Annotated in this window: 13 protein-coding genes; 5 read left to right on the top strand and 8 right to left on the bottom strand. The window is 63.5% G+C overall.

Going from position 1 to position 14,301, the window contains the following annotated elements; translation table 11 throughout:
* The 8 genes from AC1ROT_RS10575 to AC1ROT_RS10540 form a co-directional block, all read right to left on the bottom strand.
* On the bottom strand, positions 1-2,112 hold the full coding sequence (locus AC1ROT_RS10575) for a hybrid sensor histidine kinase/response regulator (RefSeq protein WP_492998915.1): 2,112 nt from the start codon (positions 2,110-2,112) through the stop codon (positions 1-3).
* 108 nt (positions 2,113-2,220) lie between these two features.
* Positions 2,221-2,910, bottom strand: a complete 690-nt coding sequence (gene dnaQ, locus AC1ROT_RS10570; RefSeq protein ID WP_492972249.1) for a DNA polymerase III subunit epsilon — start codon at positions 2,908-2,910, stop codon at positions 2,221-2,223.
* Entirely contained in the window at positions 2,910-3,512 is a 603-nt protein-coding gene (coaE, locus tag AC1ROT_RS10565) for a dephospho-CoA kinase (RefSeq protein WP_492972250.1), read from the bottom strand. The genes dnaQ and coaE overlap by 1 nt, the downstream gene beginning before the upstream one ends.
* Entirely contained in the window at positions 3,509-3,886 is a 378-nt protein-coding gene (locus AC1ROT_RS10560) for a type II toxin-antitoxin system VapC family toxin (RefSeq protein WP_492972251.1), read from the bottom strand. Before AC1ROT_RS10560 ends, coaE begins: the two co-directional genes overlap by 4 nt.
* Entirely contained in the window at positions 3,886-4,116 is a 231-nt protein-coding gene (locus AC1ROT_RS10555; protein WP_492998913.1) for a type II toxin-antitoxin system Phd/YefM family antitoxin, read from the bottom strand. Before AC1ROT_RS10555 ends, AC1ROT_RS10560 begins: the two co-directional genes overlap by 1 nt.
* Before the next feature lie 61 nt (positions 4,117-4,177).
* Positions 4,178-5,029 carry a shikimate dehydrogenase gene (locus AC1ROT_RS10550; protein WP_492998911.1) on the bottom strand — a complete coding sequence of 284 codons (852 nt, stop codon included), beginning with the start codon at positions 5,027-5,029 and terminating at the stop codon, positions 4,178-4,180.
* Positions 5,026-5,619: a Maf family protein gene (locus AC1ROT_RS10545; protein WP_492972254.1), complete on the bottom strand. Its 594-nt coding sequence runs from the start codon at positions 5,617-5,619 to the stop codon at positions 5,026-5,028. The genes AC1ROT_RS10550 and AC1ROT_RS10545 overlap by 4 nt, the downstream gene beginning before the upstream one ends.
* Positions 5,616-6,482: a pyruvate, water dikinase regulatory protein gene (locus AC1ROT_RS10540; protein ID WP_492972255.1), complete on the bottom strand. Its 867-nt coding sequence runs from the start codon at positions 6,480-6,482 to the stop codon at positions 5,616-5,618. Before AC1ROT_RS10540 ends, AC1ROT_RS10545 begins: the two co-directional genes overlap by 4 nt.
* A 396-nt stretch (positions 6,483-6,878) precedes the next feature.
* Here AC1ROT_RS10540 and hemE point away from each other — a divergent pair, with 396 nt between their 5' ends.
* From hemE to AC1ROT_RS10515, 5 genes are all read left to right on the top strand, one after another.
* Positions 6,879-7,964 (top strand): uroporphyrinogen decarboxylase, encoded by a 1,086-nt coding sequence (hemE, locus tag AC1ROT_RS10535; protein ID WP_492998909.1) that lies wholly within the window; start codon positions 6,879-6,881, stop codon positions 7,962-7,964.
* A gap of 50 nt (positions 7,965-8,014) precedes the next feature.
* Positions 8,015-9,043 (top strand): ferrochelatase, encoded by a 1,029-nt coding sequence (gene hemH, locus AC1ROT_RS10530; RefSeq protein WP_492998908.1) that lies wholly within the window; start codon positions 8,015-8,017, stop codon positions 9,041-9,043.
* Between the two features lie 11 nt (positions 9,044-9,054).
* Complete coding sequence (hemJ, locus tag AC1ROT_RS10525) at positions 9,055-9,480, top strand: protoporphyrinogen oxidase HemJ (RefSeq protein ID WP_492998906.1); 426 nt, start codon at positions 9,055-9,057, stop codon at positions 9,478-9,480.
* Positions 9,481-9,774: 294 nt separating this feature from the next.
* The gene (locus AC1ROT_RS10520) at positions 9,775-10,959 is read left to right on the top strand and encodes an efflux RND transporter periplasmic adaptor subunit (RefSeq protein WP_492998904.1); all 1,185 of its coding nucleotides are present in this window, start codon (positions 9,775-9,777) and stop codon (positions 10,957-10,959) included.
* 37 nt (positions 10,960-10,996) lie between these two features.
* Complete coding sequence (locus AC1ROT_RS10515) at positions 10,997-14,179, top strand: efflux RND transporter permease subunit (RefSeq protein WP_492972261.1); 3,183 nt, start codon at positions 10,997-10,999, stop codon at positions 14,177-14,179.
* Positions 14,180-14,301 lie beyond the last annotated feature (122 nt).

Below are 14,301 nucleotides of genomic sequence, written 5' to 3'. Positions count from 1 at the left end.
TCAGTCCTGCGGCAACAGGCCCAGCACCCTGAGCAGGCGGTCGAGTTCGACCGGCTTGGGCACCACGGCATCAAAGCCGGCCATGTCGTAACGCGCCAGCGCTTCCGGCACCACATCCGCGGTAAGCGCCACCACATAGAGACCGCGGCCATTGGGCTGCCGCCGCAGGTGATGCAGGGTTTCGACGCCATCCATGTCCGGCATGTGGATATCGAGCAGAACGGCGTCAAAACGCCGCTTTGAAACCGCGGCAATCGCCTCGGCCCCGCTGGAGGCCATGGTCAGGCTGCGGCAGAACGGCTTGATCAGGGTTTCGATGATGCGGCGGTTGACGTGATTGTCATCCACGCACAGGAGGTCGGGCGGCGTGTGATCCTGACGGCGCGGCCGTGGCGCCGCAAACTCCGCATCATCCGTGTCATCGGCCATATCGGTCGGCAGATGCAGCCAGAAAACGGAGCCGACATTCTTCTCGCTCTCGCAACCGATTTCACCGCCCAGCAGGGTCGCAAGGCGGCGGCAGATCGCAAGCCCGAGCCCGGTACCGCCATACTGACGCGCCGTGGAGGCATCTTCCTGGGCAAAGCGTTCGAAAATACTGCCCAGGGCCGAGGCGGCGATGCCGATACCGGTATCCGCAACTTCGAAGCGGATGCCGGCCTCTCCATTGCGCATAGGCTGGTTCCTGGCGCGCAACACGACCTGGCCCTTGCCGGTAAACTTCACGGCGTTGCCCAGCAGGTTGATCAGGATCTGGCGCAGCCGTACCGGATCCGTCTCGATACTCAAAGGGGCTGCGGGATCGAGCTCCGTGTGGAAGGCAAGATGCTTTTGCGCGCAGGCCGGCGCAAACAGCGCGCTCATCGATTCCATCAGGACCGGCAGACGTACGGCACTGGGCGCAACCTTCAGGCGGCCCGCTTCCAGCCGCGAGAAATCCAGGATGTCGTTGATGATGCCCAGCAGCCCTTCGGCCGACTCACGGATAACGCCAACATAGTCGCGCGCGGTGGCATCCAGCGGCAGATTTTCCAGCGCCTGCGCCATGCCCAGAACGCCATTCATCGGCGTGCGGATTTCGTGACTCATGGTGGCGAGGAATTCACTTTTCACCGTGACCAGCCGCTCGGCGCGCGCCGTCTGTTCCTGCAGCTCGTGATTCAGTCGTGCCAGCGCCTGTGCCTTGCGGTCGCGGTCCACCAGCATGCGCAGCGCGACATACACACCCAGTCCGCCGAGCAGAAGAATCACGCCGGAAATCACACTGATGATGATGGCCTGCGAGCGCCACCCGGCGATGCCGGCAATCAGCGGCCGCGAGCTGGAGATCACCAGCTTGCCATCGAACAGACGCCGCACCGCGGCGATGCGCTGTACGCCCGTGAAGGGGTTGGCATAAATGCCGCTGATCGCATTCTGGCCGCTGGCGTCCAGGGCCTGATAGGCACTCGTGCGCGCCAGGGACTGGCCGATTTCGCTCTCCAGCCAGGGCGAGCGGGAGATGAGATGCAGGTCGCGGGTCAGCAGCGTGACGTAATCGCCTTCGGCCACGGCGCTTTCAAACGCCTTGGCATAGGCGCGCGGATCGATAATGGCGACGACGATGGCGCGCAGCGTTCCGTCGCTGCCGCGCACGGCCATGCTGAGCGGCAGCTGCCAGTCGCCGTCGATGGTGCTCTTGGTCGGCATGCCGAGATTGAATTTGTCGGCTCCGCCATTGATGTGATAGGCGATCACCGGAAATGGCGCGACATTCAGCGCCGGCACCGGATAAGTGCGGGACGTGTGCAGCCCGTCGCCGGTGGCGCTGATGATGGTCAGCGCGCGCACATAGGTCAGCTGCTGTTCCAGGCCCTTGAGCTGGTGATGCAGCCATTCGGCCTCATTGCCATTGAGCGTCCACAGCAGTTCGATTTTTTCCAGCGCAAATCGGATGCTCTGCAGCGAGTTTTCGATTTCCTGGCCGCGCAGTTCGGCCTGCCGCTCCAGATCGCCGGTTTCCTCACGGATCGCTGCCTGCCGCAGGTCGGTATAGACATAGAGGTTGAGGCCTGCGAGCAGCAGGACGATGGCCCCGAACAGGGCAGCGCTGAAATGCAGCAGGCGACGCATGGGGGTGAAACCGGGCGACTGATATCCACGAGGAGGCGGAGCGCAGATTAACCGGCGTTTACCGGGGAAAAAGAGTGAGTTTCCAATAAGGTAATCGGAAAATAATCTTTATGCGTCCTTGAGCCAGAGCGCGTCTTTCAGTTTTGCGACAAAGGCGCCATGGGCTGCGAGTTCTGCATCGCTGGGGGCATGGGGTCGCGGCGGCCGGGCCGGGCCACGCTGGATCGGCGCCGTGGACAACTGCTGTCCGCCAGCCTCAATCCCGGCCAGGCCAAGACCCTGCTGCCGGCCGCCGATCAGTTCGAGATACACCTCGGCCAGCAGTTCCGCGTCGAGCAGCGCGCCATGCTTGGTGCGGGCCGAATTGTCGATGCTGAAGCGACGGCACAGCGCATCGAGATTGACCTGGGCGCCCGGGAATTTGGCGCGCGCCAGCCGCACGGTATCGATGGCGCGTTCCATGGCGATATGCGGCATGCCCGACAGCCGCGCCAGTTCGGCATTCAGGAAGCTGAGATCGAAACTGGCGTTATGGATCACCAGCGGATCCTCGCCGATGAAGTCGCAGAACTCCTGCGCCACGGCGGCGAACAGTGGCTTGTCCTTCAGAAACTCGTCCGACAGGCCATGCACCTTGAAAGCGTCTTCCGGCATCGAGCGTTCAGGATTGAGATATCTGTGGAAGTGATTACCGGTCGGGATGTGATTGATCAGCTCGATGCAGCCGATCTCGACCAGGCGGTCGCCCTCGTTGGCTTTGAAACCGGTGGTTTCGGTATCGAGCACGATCTCGCGCATTACGCTTCCCCTGCCTTGCGGCGCAATTCGGCAACCAGGGTTTTCACCTGCGCCTCGGTTTCATCCAGGCTGGTGCCGGTATCGATCACATGATGGGCCAGGCGGCGCTTTTCGGCATCGGGCACCTGGCGCGCCAGAATTGCGGCGAATTTGTCTTCCGTCATGCCCGGCCGCGCCAACACGCGGTCGCGCTGATGTCCGGCCGGCGCGCTGACCACGATGATGGCGTCGGCGGTCTTGTGGCCCTGGCCTTCGAAGAGCAGCGGGATATCCAGCAGCACGAAGGGCTCGCCGCGCTGCTCCGCGGCATCCAGGAACTGCTGGCGCAGCTGGCCCACCAGCGGATGCACGATCGCTTCCAGCGCCTTAATCCTGGCGGCATCGTTCAGCACCAGGCGCGACAGGATGCCGCGATCCACCGCATTGTCGACCACGGCTTCGGGGAAGGCGGCACGGATCGGCGCGACCGCGGCCCCGCCCGGCGCATAAAGGGCATGCACGGCGGCATCGGCGTCGAACAGCGGCACGCCGAGCGCCGCAAACATCTTTCCCACGGTGGACTTGCCCATGCCGATCGAACCGGTGAGCGCGACCTTCATCATGCCGGCATCACCGTGACATCGTAATCGGCGAAATGCTTGTCGCGGGTCATCAGGATCAGGTCTTCGCAGCGCGCCTGGGCAATGAGCATGCGGTCGAAGGGATCGGCAGGCAGGTTGGGCAGGCGGGCGACTTCGCTGACATGGGCGACCTCAATGGGCAGCAGGCTGGCGCCCATCCGAGGCAGATAGGCCTCCCAGTCGGTCTCGGCTTGCAGCTTTCCGGCGCTCATCTTGGCGGCGACCTCCCAGAGGCTGGCCATGCTGACGAACAGCTCGTTATCGCCATCCTGCAGCATGCTCTGGGCCGAGGGGGCGAGCGCCTGCAGATCGTTCAGCGCCCAGACGAAGATGTTGGTATCGAGCAGCAGCCTCATCACGGCTCGTCCTGAAACAGGCGAACGGTTTCGAAATCAGGGGCAAACTGCATCTGCCCTTTGAGGAAGCCGAACTGACGTTTCGCCTTGGGCACGGCGGTCTCGGCCATCACCAGACGCACCTCCGGCTTGCCGGCGCGGGCGATCACCACATCCTCACCACGCTTCACGGCCTCGATCAGCTTGGACAGACTGGTTTTCGCCTCGTGGATATTCACTTGGATCGTCATAGACTTACACTTGACTTAGCTAATCCGCGAAAGTTAGCTTAGCTAACTTAGCTAACCCAAGTCAAGCCAGCACGGCGGCGCGCAGGGCGGGGGTGACGTCGGGGGTGGTGCCAAACCAGGCTGCGAAGCCCGGGCGGCCCTGGTGCAGCAGCATGCCCAGCCCGTCCACCACCGGATTGCCGCGCGCCTGGGCGCGGGCCAGCAGGTCGGTTTCCAGCGGGGTGTAGACGATGTCGTTGACCAGCGCCGTGGCCGGCAGATCGTCCAGCGCGATATCCAGCGCCGGCTGGCCGCCCATGCCTAGGCTGGTGGTGTTGACCAGCAGGTTCGCCCCGGCCAGGCCGGCGGCACGCTCCTCCCAGTCGACGACCAGCACGCGGCCGCCGAATTCGGCGGCCAGGGCCTCGGCCTTGTCGCGGCTACGATTGGTCAGACGCAGTTCCGGCGCGCCGGCATCCAGCAGAGACACCATCACCGCCCGCGCGGCGCCCCCCGCCCCCAGCACCACGGCGGGTCCATTGGCCGCACGCCACATCTTCGGCGCATCGGCGCGCAGCGAAGCTAGAAAACCGAAGGCGTCGGTGTTGCTACCATGCAGGCTGCCATCGGGCTGCACCGCGATGGTGTTCACCGCGCCGATGCGGCGCGCCACCGGGTCGACCTGCGCCAGATACGGCAGCACGGCGACCTTGTGGGGAATGGTGACATTGATGCCGCGGAAACCCGGCTCCTTCGGCAGGGCCTCCAGAAACGCGCCGAGTTCTTCCGGCGGCACCGGCAGCCGGTCGTAGCGGCCGCGGATGCCATACTGCTGCAGCCAGAAGCCATGCAGCTTCGGCGAACGGGAATGGTCGACCGGCCAGCCGATCACGCCGGCGCGCGGCAGGATGTCGTCGTCTGTATCGGAACTCATGCTCTCAGAACTTTATTCTCGCGCAGGATATCCAGCAGCGGCAGCAACGGCAGGCCGAGGATGGTGAAGTGGTCGCCCTGGATTTTGCTGAACAGCTGCGCACCCAGGCCTTCAAGCTGGTAACAGCCGACCGATGACAGCACCGCATCGCCGGCCTGGACCAGATAGGCGTCCAGGAAACCGTCGGAAAAATTGCGCATGGTCAGCTTCGCCGCGTCGATATGACGCCAGATCACGCTGCCGCCGCGCGCCAGCACAACGGCGCTGACCAGCTCATGGGTCTTGCCGCGCAGGGACAGCAGATGGTCGCGGGCCTCGTCACGGTTCTGCGGTTTGTCGTACCAGCGCTGCTCGCAGGCCAGCATGGAATCCGCCGCGATGACGAAATCGCCCGGCTCGGCATGGCTGATGCGATGGGCCTTCAGTTCGGCCAGCGCCTGCGCGGCATCGCGGATACCGGCGCCTTCGGCTTTCAGGCCGAGCTTGATTTCCTCTTCATCCACACGGGCCGGCAGCACGCGGAAATCGAGGCCGGCCGCGCGCAGCATGGTGGCGCGCGTGGTGCTGGCCGAGGCAAGAATCAGGCTCACGCCTTCGGTCCTTCAAGGCCCAGATCCTGCTGCTTGCGCTGCTCTTCGCGCCGCGCATGCAGATTCAGGATCGCGGCGGCGGTTTCCTCGATCGAGCGCCGGGTCACGTCGATCATCGGCCAGTTATGCTTGCTGCAGAGTTTGCGGGCGATGACGAGTTCTTCTTTCACGCGCTCGTCGTCCACATAGGCCGTCTCGGTATTCTGGTTCATCGAGATTAGACGGTTTTTGCGGATCGAGACCAGACGGTCGGGCGACGTGGTAAGACCGACGACCAGCGGCTGTTTCAGAGTCTCGACCTCGTCCGGAATGACAAGGCCCGGCACGATCGGCACATTGGCGGTCTTGAAGCCTCTGTTTGCCAAATAGATCGAGGTCGGCGTCTTGGAGGTGCGCGACACACCGACCAGAACGATGTCGGCCTTCTCCAGATCTTCCAGATGCTGGCCATCATCATGGGCGATGGTGAAATGCATGGCGTCGATGCGATGGAAATATTCCGCATCCAGCTCGTGCTGGCGGCCGGGCAGGTTCACCGCCTTCTCGCCCAGATATTTGCCAAAGGCCATGATCACCGGATCCAGCACCGGCACGATCGGCAGCTTGGCCTTGGCGCAACCCTTGATCAGGATTTCGCGCAATTCCTGGTCGACGATGGTGAACAGCACCAGGCCGCCCATGGCGGCGATGGCCTCCACCACGCGTTCCATCTGCAACGGCTTGCGCACCAGCGCCCAGGTGTGGGTTTCCACCTCTTCCTGCGACTTCTGGAACTGCACGAGTGCTGCCTTGGCCACCGACTTCAGCGTTTCGCCAGTGGCGTCGGAGACCAGGTGGATATGCGGCCGGGTGGTTTTCTGCATCGGGAATCCGGCAGGGGGATTATGGGGATAAGCGGGATAAGGTAGGGGTTATCCCCATCGCTCGTCTTTTCATGCCCGGAACGCCTTTTTCATGCAACCAGCCTGTCACCGGAGGATCAAATTTCCGACCGGCCTGTGGAAAGCGGGGATGAGACACAATGCCGCCATCATCCGGTCATCGTCCCCGTTATCCCCATAATCCCCAGCGGCGAACGGCATCGGAGTCGTACCGGTTTTAACGGGTTTATCCCCGCCAGGGCAGGTTTTCCCGGCAGCAGGCCATCCGCGGGATGGAATCCGGGGCAGAGCCTGAGTCCCGGAGTATCCCCAGGACTCACCGCACTACTGCAACCACTACCTCTTTAAATTATATATAAAATAGGAAAGGAATAAGTGATGACCCTTGTTCCTCAGACCCCGGCCCCGGGGCAATCAGCACAGCAGCCAAGTAAACCCCTCCTTCGCACCCTGGCCGGCTTGCCGAGTGCGCGTCCGCCCCTGTGGTTGATGCGCCAGGCAGGCCGCTATCTGCCGGAATACCGCGAGGTCCGCGCCCAGGCCGGCAGTTTCCTCGATCTTTGCTACAACCCCGAACTGGCTGCCGAGGTGACGCTGCAGCCGATCCGGCGTTTCGGCTTCGATGCTGCCATCCTGTTCGCCGATATCCTGCTGATCCCGCAGGCCCTGGGCCAGCATCTGGCCTTCAAGGAAAACGAGGGACCGGTGCTGGATGCCATCCGAACCGACGGCGAGCTGGTTCGGCTGAACCCTGCTGGCATCCACAAGACGCTGGGACCGGTCTACGAGGCGGTCGGGCGTATCAAGGCGGCCCTCCCCCCCAGCTGCACCCTGATCGGCTTTGCCGGGGCTCCCTGGACGGTTGCGACCTATATGCTCGAAGGACGCGGGTCCAAGGATTTCGCCGCCGCCAAGACCTGGGCCTTCGGCAACCCGCTGGGTCTGCAGGCCCTTATGGACATCCTGACCGAGGCAACGGTGAGTTACCTGGACCGCCAGATTCAGGCCGGCGCCGAGGTGGTGCAGTTGTTCGACACCTGGGCCGGCGTGCTGCCGGAGAATGAATTCCGCCGATTCTGCATCGAGCCGGTGCGCAAGATCATTGCGGCGCTGAAGGCGAACCATCCGACCGTTCCGGTGATCGCTTTCCCGCGCGGTGCCGGCGCGCTGTATGACGGCTATGCCGCAGCCACTGGCGCCGATGCGCTGGGACTGGATTACACCATGCCGCTCGGCTGGTCGAAGGACCACCTGTGGAACCGGCATGTGGTGCAGGGCAATCTCGATCCGCGCCTGCTGGTGGTCGGCGGACCGGCACTGGCCGAAGGCGTGCAGCGTCTTTTGCGCACCTTCCAAGGCCGCAACCATATCTTCAATCTCGGCCATGGCATCGTGCCGGAAACGCCGGTGCGGCATGTGGAGGAGCTGGTGCGCCTGGTGAAGGGCACCGAGGCGGCGGCATGAGTCTTTCTCAGGCTGGCCGCATCGCCGCTTCACGCTAGGTCTTCGCCATCATGCCCCAGAAGACCGCCGTCATCCTGTTCAATCTCGGAGGCCCGGATAGTCCCGGTGCTGTCGAGCCTTTCCTGTTCAACCTGTTCAACGATGCGGCGATCATCCGCCTGCCGCAGCCGTTCCGCTGGCTGCTGGCGAAACTGATCTCGTCGCGACGCGCGCCGAAGGCGGCGGAAATCTATGCCCATATGGGCGGCCGTTCGCCGATCCTGCCGCAGACCGAAGCGCAGGCCGCGGCATTGAAGGTCTCGCTGGGCAGCGACGACTATCGCGTTTTCATTGCCATGCGTTACTGGCATCCGTTCGGCCATGAGGCGGCAAAAGCCGCGAAGGACTGGGGTGCAGAGCGCGTTGTGCTGCTGCCGCTCTATCCGCAATTCTCCACCACCACTACGGCCTCGTCGCTGCAGGACTGGTATCGCGCGGCGGCAAAGGCCGGGCTGGCGGTGCCGACGGCGGCGATCGGCTGCTATCCCGACGAGCCCGGTTTTATCGCAGCGCAGACAACCTTGCTGCGCGATCATCTGTCGAAAGCCGAAGCGCGGGGCCCGGTGCGGATTCTGTTTTCAGCCCATGGCCTGCCGAAGAAGGTGGTGAGCGACGGCGATCCCTATCAGATGCAGGTCGAGCGCGGCGTTGCGGCTATCCTGCGGCAACTCAATCGCCCCGATCTGGAAACGCAGATCTGCTACCAGAGCCGCGTCGGTCCGCTGGAATGGATCGGCCCGTCGACCGATGCGGAAATCACCCGAGCGGCGAAAGACGGTCGCGCCATTGTCGTGGTGCCGGTGGCTTTCGTATCGGAGCATTCGGAAACGCTGGTGGAACTCGATATCGAATATGCCGAACTGGCGCAGCATAACGGCGCGAAGGCGTATATCCGCGTGCCGACCGTGGGGGTACACCCCGATTTCATCGCCGGCCTGGCCGGTCTGGTGCGGCGCGCGCAGTATGATGCGCAGCCCCGCTGCGGCAGCGGCGAACGATCCTGCGGCACGGCCTGGCGGCGCTGCATCTGCAAGTCCTGAGAGAAACCACGATGCTCTATGAGTGGCTGAAAGCCCTGCACATCATTTCGATCATCGCCTGGATGGCGGGCATGCTGTATCTGCCGCGGCTGTTCGTCTATCACGCCGCCGCCGAACCCGGCTCGAAGGAATCCGAAACCTTCAAGCTGATGGAGCGCCGTCTGCTCAAGGCGATCATCAATCCGGCCATGGGTGCAGCCTGGATTTTCGGCGGCACCATGGTCTGGCTCGGCCATCACTGGGACCAGCCGTGGTTCTGGGCCAAGTTCGCCCTGGTCATGGGCATGCAGGCGATCCATGGCAACATGGTGGGCTGGCAGCGCGCCTTCGAGCAGGATCGCAACACCCGCAGCCAGCGTTTTTACCGCCTGGTGAACGAGATTCCGACGGTGCTGATGATCGGGATCGTTCTGCTGGTGATCCTCAAGCCATTCTGAAACCTCAGGTTTCAACGCGGTCAGGACTGCTGCAAGCCAGCATGTTCATGTTGTGTTTCATATACCTGTGTGCTATTTCCGCACACTCTTGACCTGTGGCGTAATCACAGGATGACGGGGTGCAATGTTGCACTGCGAGTGCCGATCCGGTTGCGGTAAGGTATCGGCTCGCGAGCTTTTGGTGCCGACGATCACAGGAGTGTTTCAGTCCGCTTCCCGTATCGTCACCAGCGCCTTACAGCTTTGCACCTCAATTTTCTCAACTTCGCGTATGCAAAAAGCGGGGGTCTCCCAATGTCGTTCGGTTTGGTTCGTAAAAGCAGCCTGATGATGGCTGCTCTGGTCGGTTTCGGTCTTCTGGGCGCAGACGCGCTGGCCCAGGGCGGTCCGCCGCCGGTGACGGTGGCCAAGCCTCTGGCCAAGCCGATCATCGAGATGGATGAATATACCGGCCGCTTCGACGCCATCGGAGCCGTGGAAGTCCGCGCCCGGGTGAACGGCTATCTGGAGAGTGTGCATTTCCAGGACGGCGCCACGGTCAACCAGGGCGACCTGCTGTTCACCATCGATCGCCGCACCTATCAGGCCGCACTGAACCAGGCGCAGGCCACGCTGAACAGCCGCCAGACCGAACTCGATCTGGCGCGGGTGGAATACGAGCGGTATCAGAAGCTGACCCAGACCGGCGCCGCAGCGGCCGCCACACTGGACCAGCGCCGCCAGACCTTCCTGGCCGCCCAGGCCAACATCGCCGGTGCCCGCGCCGCCGTGGAAACCTCGCGGCTGAATTACAGCTTCACCGAAGTGCGTGCGCCGATTGCCGGCCGCATCTCGCGCAAGCTGGTCACCGAGGGCAACCTGGTGCGCGAGAACGAGACGCTGCTGACCACCATCGTGCAGCTCGATCCGGTGTATTTCTATTTCGACATCGATGAGCGTTCGTATCTGAGCTATGCCCGCATCGCCAAGCAGAACGGCAACACCGGCAACGGCAAGGGTCTGCCGGTCGCGGTACAGCTGACCGACGAGAAGACCTTCGTGCACAAGGGCGTGCTCGACTTCACCGACAACCGCATCGATACCGCCACCGGCACCATGCGCCTGCGTGCGATCTTCGAGAATAAGGACCTGTTCCTGACGCCGGGCCTGTTCGGCCGCGTCGCCGTGCCCGGCAGCCCGGAATATACCGGCGTGCTGATTCCCGACGAAGCCATCCTGACCGATCTTGACCGCCGCTATGTCTATGTGGTGGGCGAGGGCGGCGCCGTACAGCAGCGCCCGGTCAAGGTGGGCTCGCGCACAGACAACTACCGCATTGTGCGCGAAGGCCTGAAGGCCGATGACACGGTGGTAATCAACGGTCTGCAGCGCGTGCGTCTGGGCGGCGGCAAGGTGACGCCGCAGCCGATCACCCTGCCGCCGGTGTGGCAGGGCTTGATGGCGCTGGCTGCGCCTCAGGGCCAGCAGGCGCCGAAGTAAGCCACCTTATAAATTTCTTTTTCGCCGCGAGGCAGTTATGAAATTCGGACATTTCTTCGTTGATCGGCCGATCTTTGCCGCGGTGGTCTCCATCGTGACGGTGATCATCGGCGTGATCGCCTTCCTCAACCTGCCGGTTTCGGAATATCCCGAAATCGCGCCGCCGCAGATCAATGTGTCGGCCAGCTATCCCGGCGCCGATGCCGAGACGCTGGCCCGCACGGTGGCGACGCCGATCGAGCAGGAAATCACCGGCATCGAAAACCTGCTCTACATGTCGTCCTATTCCACCGCCGACGGCCTGATGCAGCTCACCGTCACCTTCAAGCCGGGCACTGATCTGGATACCGCGCAGGTGCAGGTGCAGAACCGCGTCACCATCGCCGAGCCGCGCCTGCCCGAAGAAGTGCGCCGCCAGGGCATCACCACCCGCAAGCAGGCCGGTGACTTCCTCATGGTCGTGCATCTGCTGTCGCCCGATAAGACCTACGACCAGCTCTATATCGCCAACTACATGCAGCTGCGCATCCGCGACCAGCTGCTGCGGCTGGACGGCGTGGGTAACATCCAGATCTTCGGCGGCAGCGAATACGCCATCCGCATCTGGCTCGACCCCAACCGTCTCTCGGCCTATGGCTTGTCGGGCGCCGATGTCGTCGCCTCGCTGCAGGCGCAGAATGTGCAGGTTTCCGGTGGTGGCCTCGGCCAGCAGCCGGCGCCGGACTACAATGCCTTGCAGGCCATTGTGACGACGCAGGGCCGCTTCGAGGATGTGCGCCAGTTCCGCAACGTGATCATCAAGGCCTCGGCCGATGGCCGCCTGGTCAAGCTGGAAGACGTCGCCCGCGTCGAGCTCGGCGCCAAGGACTACAACAGCCGCAGCTATCTCGACGGCCAGACCGCGATTGCGCTCGGCGTGTTCCAGCGTCCGGGCACCAACGCGCTGGAGACCTCTGAATCGGTCATCAAGAAGATGAACGAGCTGCAGAAGGATTTCCCGCCGGGCCTGGAATACACCATCATCTACAATCCGACCGAGTTCATCGCGGAATCGGTGCGCGAGGTCTACAAGACGCTGATCGAGGCGATCATCCTGGTCGCGCTGGTGGTGCTGGTCTTCCTGCAGAACTGGCGCGCCTCGCTGATCCCGATCCTCGCCATCCCGGTCTCGCTGATCGGCACCTTCGCCGTCATGCTGGCCTTCGGCTTCACGCTGAACGTGCTCAGCCTGTTCGGCCTGGTGCTGGCCATCGGCATCGTGGTCGACGACGCCATCGTGGTGGTGGAAAACATCGAGCGTAACATCGCGCTGGGCATGAGCCCGCGCGATGCGGCGCATGAAACCATGGACGAGGTGGGCACCGCGGTGATCGCGATTGCCGTGGTGCTGTCGGCGGTGTTCATTCCCACCGCCTTCATCCCCGGCATCACCGGGCAGTTCTACAAGCAGTTCGCGCTCACCATCGCCACCGCGACGATCCTGTCAGCCTTCAACTCGCTGACGCTCTCGCCGGCGCTGGGTGCCATCCTGCTGCGCAAGCACGAAGCCGGCCATGAGTCGAAGTTCGCGCCCATGCGCTGGGTGCAGCTGGCGGCGCACAAGTTCAACACCGGCTTCGACAAGACCAGCAACGCCTATGCCAAGGGCGTTGGCGGCATCATCACGCGTCGCGTGATGATGCTGGGCGTCTATGCCCTGCTGGTGGCGGCGACCTTCTTCATGTTCCGCACCGTGCCGCCGGGCTTCATCCCGCCGCTCGATCGCGGCTATGCCATCGTCGTCATCCAGCTGCCCGACGGCGCCGCGCTCGGCCGCACCGACGCGGTGACGCAGAAGGCGACCAAGATGATCGAGGGCACGCCGGGCGTGGCGCATGTGGTGGCCATTCCGGGCTTCAACGGTGCGACCTTCACCAACGCCACCAATGCCTCGGTGATGTTCACCACCTTCACGCCCTTCCATGAGCGTCTGCCGCAGGGCCTGACATCGACGGCCATCATCGGCCAGATGATCGGCAAGCTGCAGGGTATCGAGGAAGCCTTCGTGATCGCGGTGCCGCCGCCGGCGGTGCCCGGCATCGGTTCGGGCGGCGGCTTCAAGATGCAGCTGCAGAGCCGCACCAGCGATGACGTGCGGCCGCTGCTGGCCAAGGCCTACCAGATCATGGGCATGGCCATGCAGACGCCGGGCGTGACCGGGGTGTTCACCACCTTCTCGGCCACCTCGCCGCAGATCTTCCTGAACATCGACCGCACCAAGGCGCAGATGCTGAACGTGCCGCTGTCGAATGTGTTCGAGACGCTGCAGGTCAATCTCGGCTCGGCCTATGTGAACGACTTCAACGCCTTTGGCCGTATCTTCCAGGTGCGCGCCCAGGCGGATGCGCAGTTCCGCCTCAACAAGGAGGACATCTCGCGTCTGAAGGTTCGCTCGGCCACCGGTGACCTGGTGCCGCTGGGCACGCTGGTTGAAATCAGGGAGACCGCCGGTCCCGACCTGCTGCAGCGCTACAACACCTTCGTATCGGTGCCGCTGCAGGGCAACACGCCGCCGGGCGTGTCGACCGGCCAGTCGCTGCAGATCATGGAGGGCCTCGCCAACCAGGTGCTGGAGCCGGGCCAGAGTTTCGAATGGACCGAACTGGCCCTGCAGGAGCGTTCGACCGGCAACACCGCCACCTACATCTTCATCCTGGCGGTGGTGTTCGTCTTCCTGGCCCTGGCGGCCCAGTATGAAAGCTGGGTGCTGCCGCTGGCCATCATGCTGATCGTGCCGATGAGTGTGCTGTTCGCCCTGCTCGGCGTCTGGGTCGTCGGCATCGACAACAATGTGCTGGTGCAGATCGGCCTTGTGGTGCTGATCGGTCTGGCGGCGAAGAACGCGATCCTGATCGTGGAATTTGCGCGCCAGCTGGAAGCCGAGGGCAAGTCGCCGTCGGAAGCGGTGATCGAGGCCTGCCGCCTGCGTCTGCGCCCCATTCTGATGACGGCCTTCGCCTTCATCCTGGGTGTGCTGCCGCTGGTTACCGCGGTTGGCGCCGGTGCGGAAATGCGTCGTGCGCTTGGCACGGCGGTGTTCTCCGGCATGATCGGCGTCACCCTCGTGGGGCTCTTCCTCACGCCAGTGTTCTACGTGGTGTTGCGCGGCCTGATCATCGGACGGCGGAAAACCAAGGATGTTCCTCCGGCACACCCGCCGGCGGTACAGCCGGGCGAATAATCCGACGCCGAGAAACAAGATTTTTTGCGGCAATGGCCGGGGAGCAATCCCCGGCCATTATCGTTTTATGGCAGGCGCTGCCGCGCCGTTGAAACCGGTCACGGGCTGCTTATGTCAGCCCG

The sequence above is a fragment of the Ferrovibrio sp. GW821-FHT12E11 genome (genome assembly GCF_058806975.1).
The sequence above is the reverse complement of the archived record's forward strand: the minus strand, read 5'-3'. Positions and strand labels throughout refer to the sequence as shown.

Bases quoted from the DNA above. Each gene is read 5' to 3' on its own strand.
- AC1ROT_RS10560 (WP_492972251.1), bottom strand. From the start codon at position 3,886: ATGAGGCTGCTGCTCGATACCAACATCTTCGTCTGGGCGCTGAACGAT.
- AC1ROT_RS10540 (WP_492972255.1), bottom strand. From the start codon at position 6,482: ATGCAGAAAACCACCCGGCCGCATATCCACCTGGTCTCCGACGCCACT.
- AC1ROT_RS10555 (WP_492998913.1), bottom strand. From the start codon at position 4,116: ATGACGATCCAAGTGAATATCCACGAGGCGAAAACCAGTCTGTCCAAG.
- hemE (WP_492998909.1), top strand. From the start codon at position 6,879: ATGACCCTTGTTCCTCAGACCCCGGCCCCGGGGCAATCAGCACAGCAG.
- AC1ROT_RS10515 (WP_492972261.1), top strand. From the start codon at position 10,997: ATGAAATTCGGACATTTCTTCGTTGATCGGCCGATCTTTGCCGCGGTG.
- dnaQ (WP_492972249.1), bottom strand. From the start codon at position 2,910: ATGCGCGAGATCGTGCTCGATACCGAAACCACCGGTTTCAAAGCCAAC.
- AC1ROT_RS10575 (WP_492998915.1), bottom strand. From the start codon at position 2,112: ATGCGTCGCCTGCTGCATTTCAGCGCTGCCCTGTTCGGGGCCATCGTC.
- hemJ (WP_492998906.1), top strand. From the start codon at position 9,055: ATGCTCTATGAGTGGCTGAAAGCCCTGCACATCATTTCGATCATCGCC.
- AC1ROT_RS10550 (WP_492998911.1), bottom strand. From the start codon at position 5,029: ATGAGTTCCGATACAGACGACGACATCCTGCCGCGCGCCGGCGTGATC.
- hemH (WP_492998908.1), top strand. From the start codon at position 8,015: ATGCCCCAGAAGACCGCCGTCATCCTGTTCAATCTCGGAGGCCCGGAT.
- AC1ROT_RS10520 (WP_492998904.1), top strand. From the start codon at position 9,775: ATGTCGTTCGGTTTGGTTCGTAAAAGCAGCCTGATGATGGCTGCTCTG.
- coaE (WP_492972250.1), bottom strand. From the start codon at position 3,512: ATGATGAAGGTCGCGCTCACCGGTTCGATCGGCATGGGCAAGTCCACC.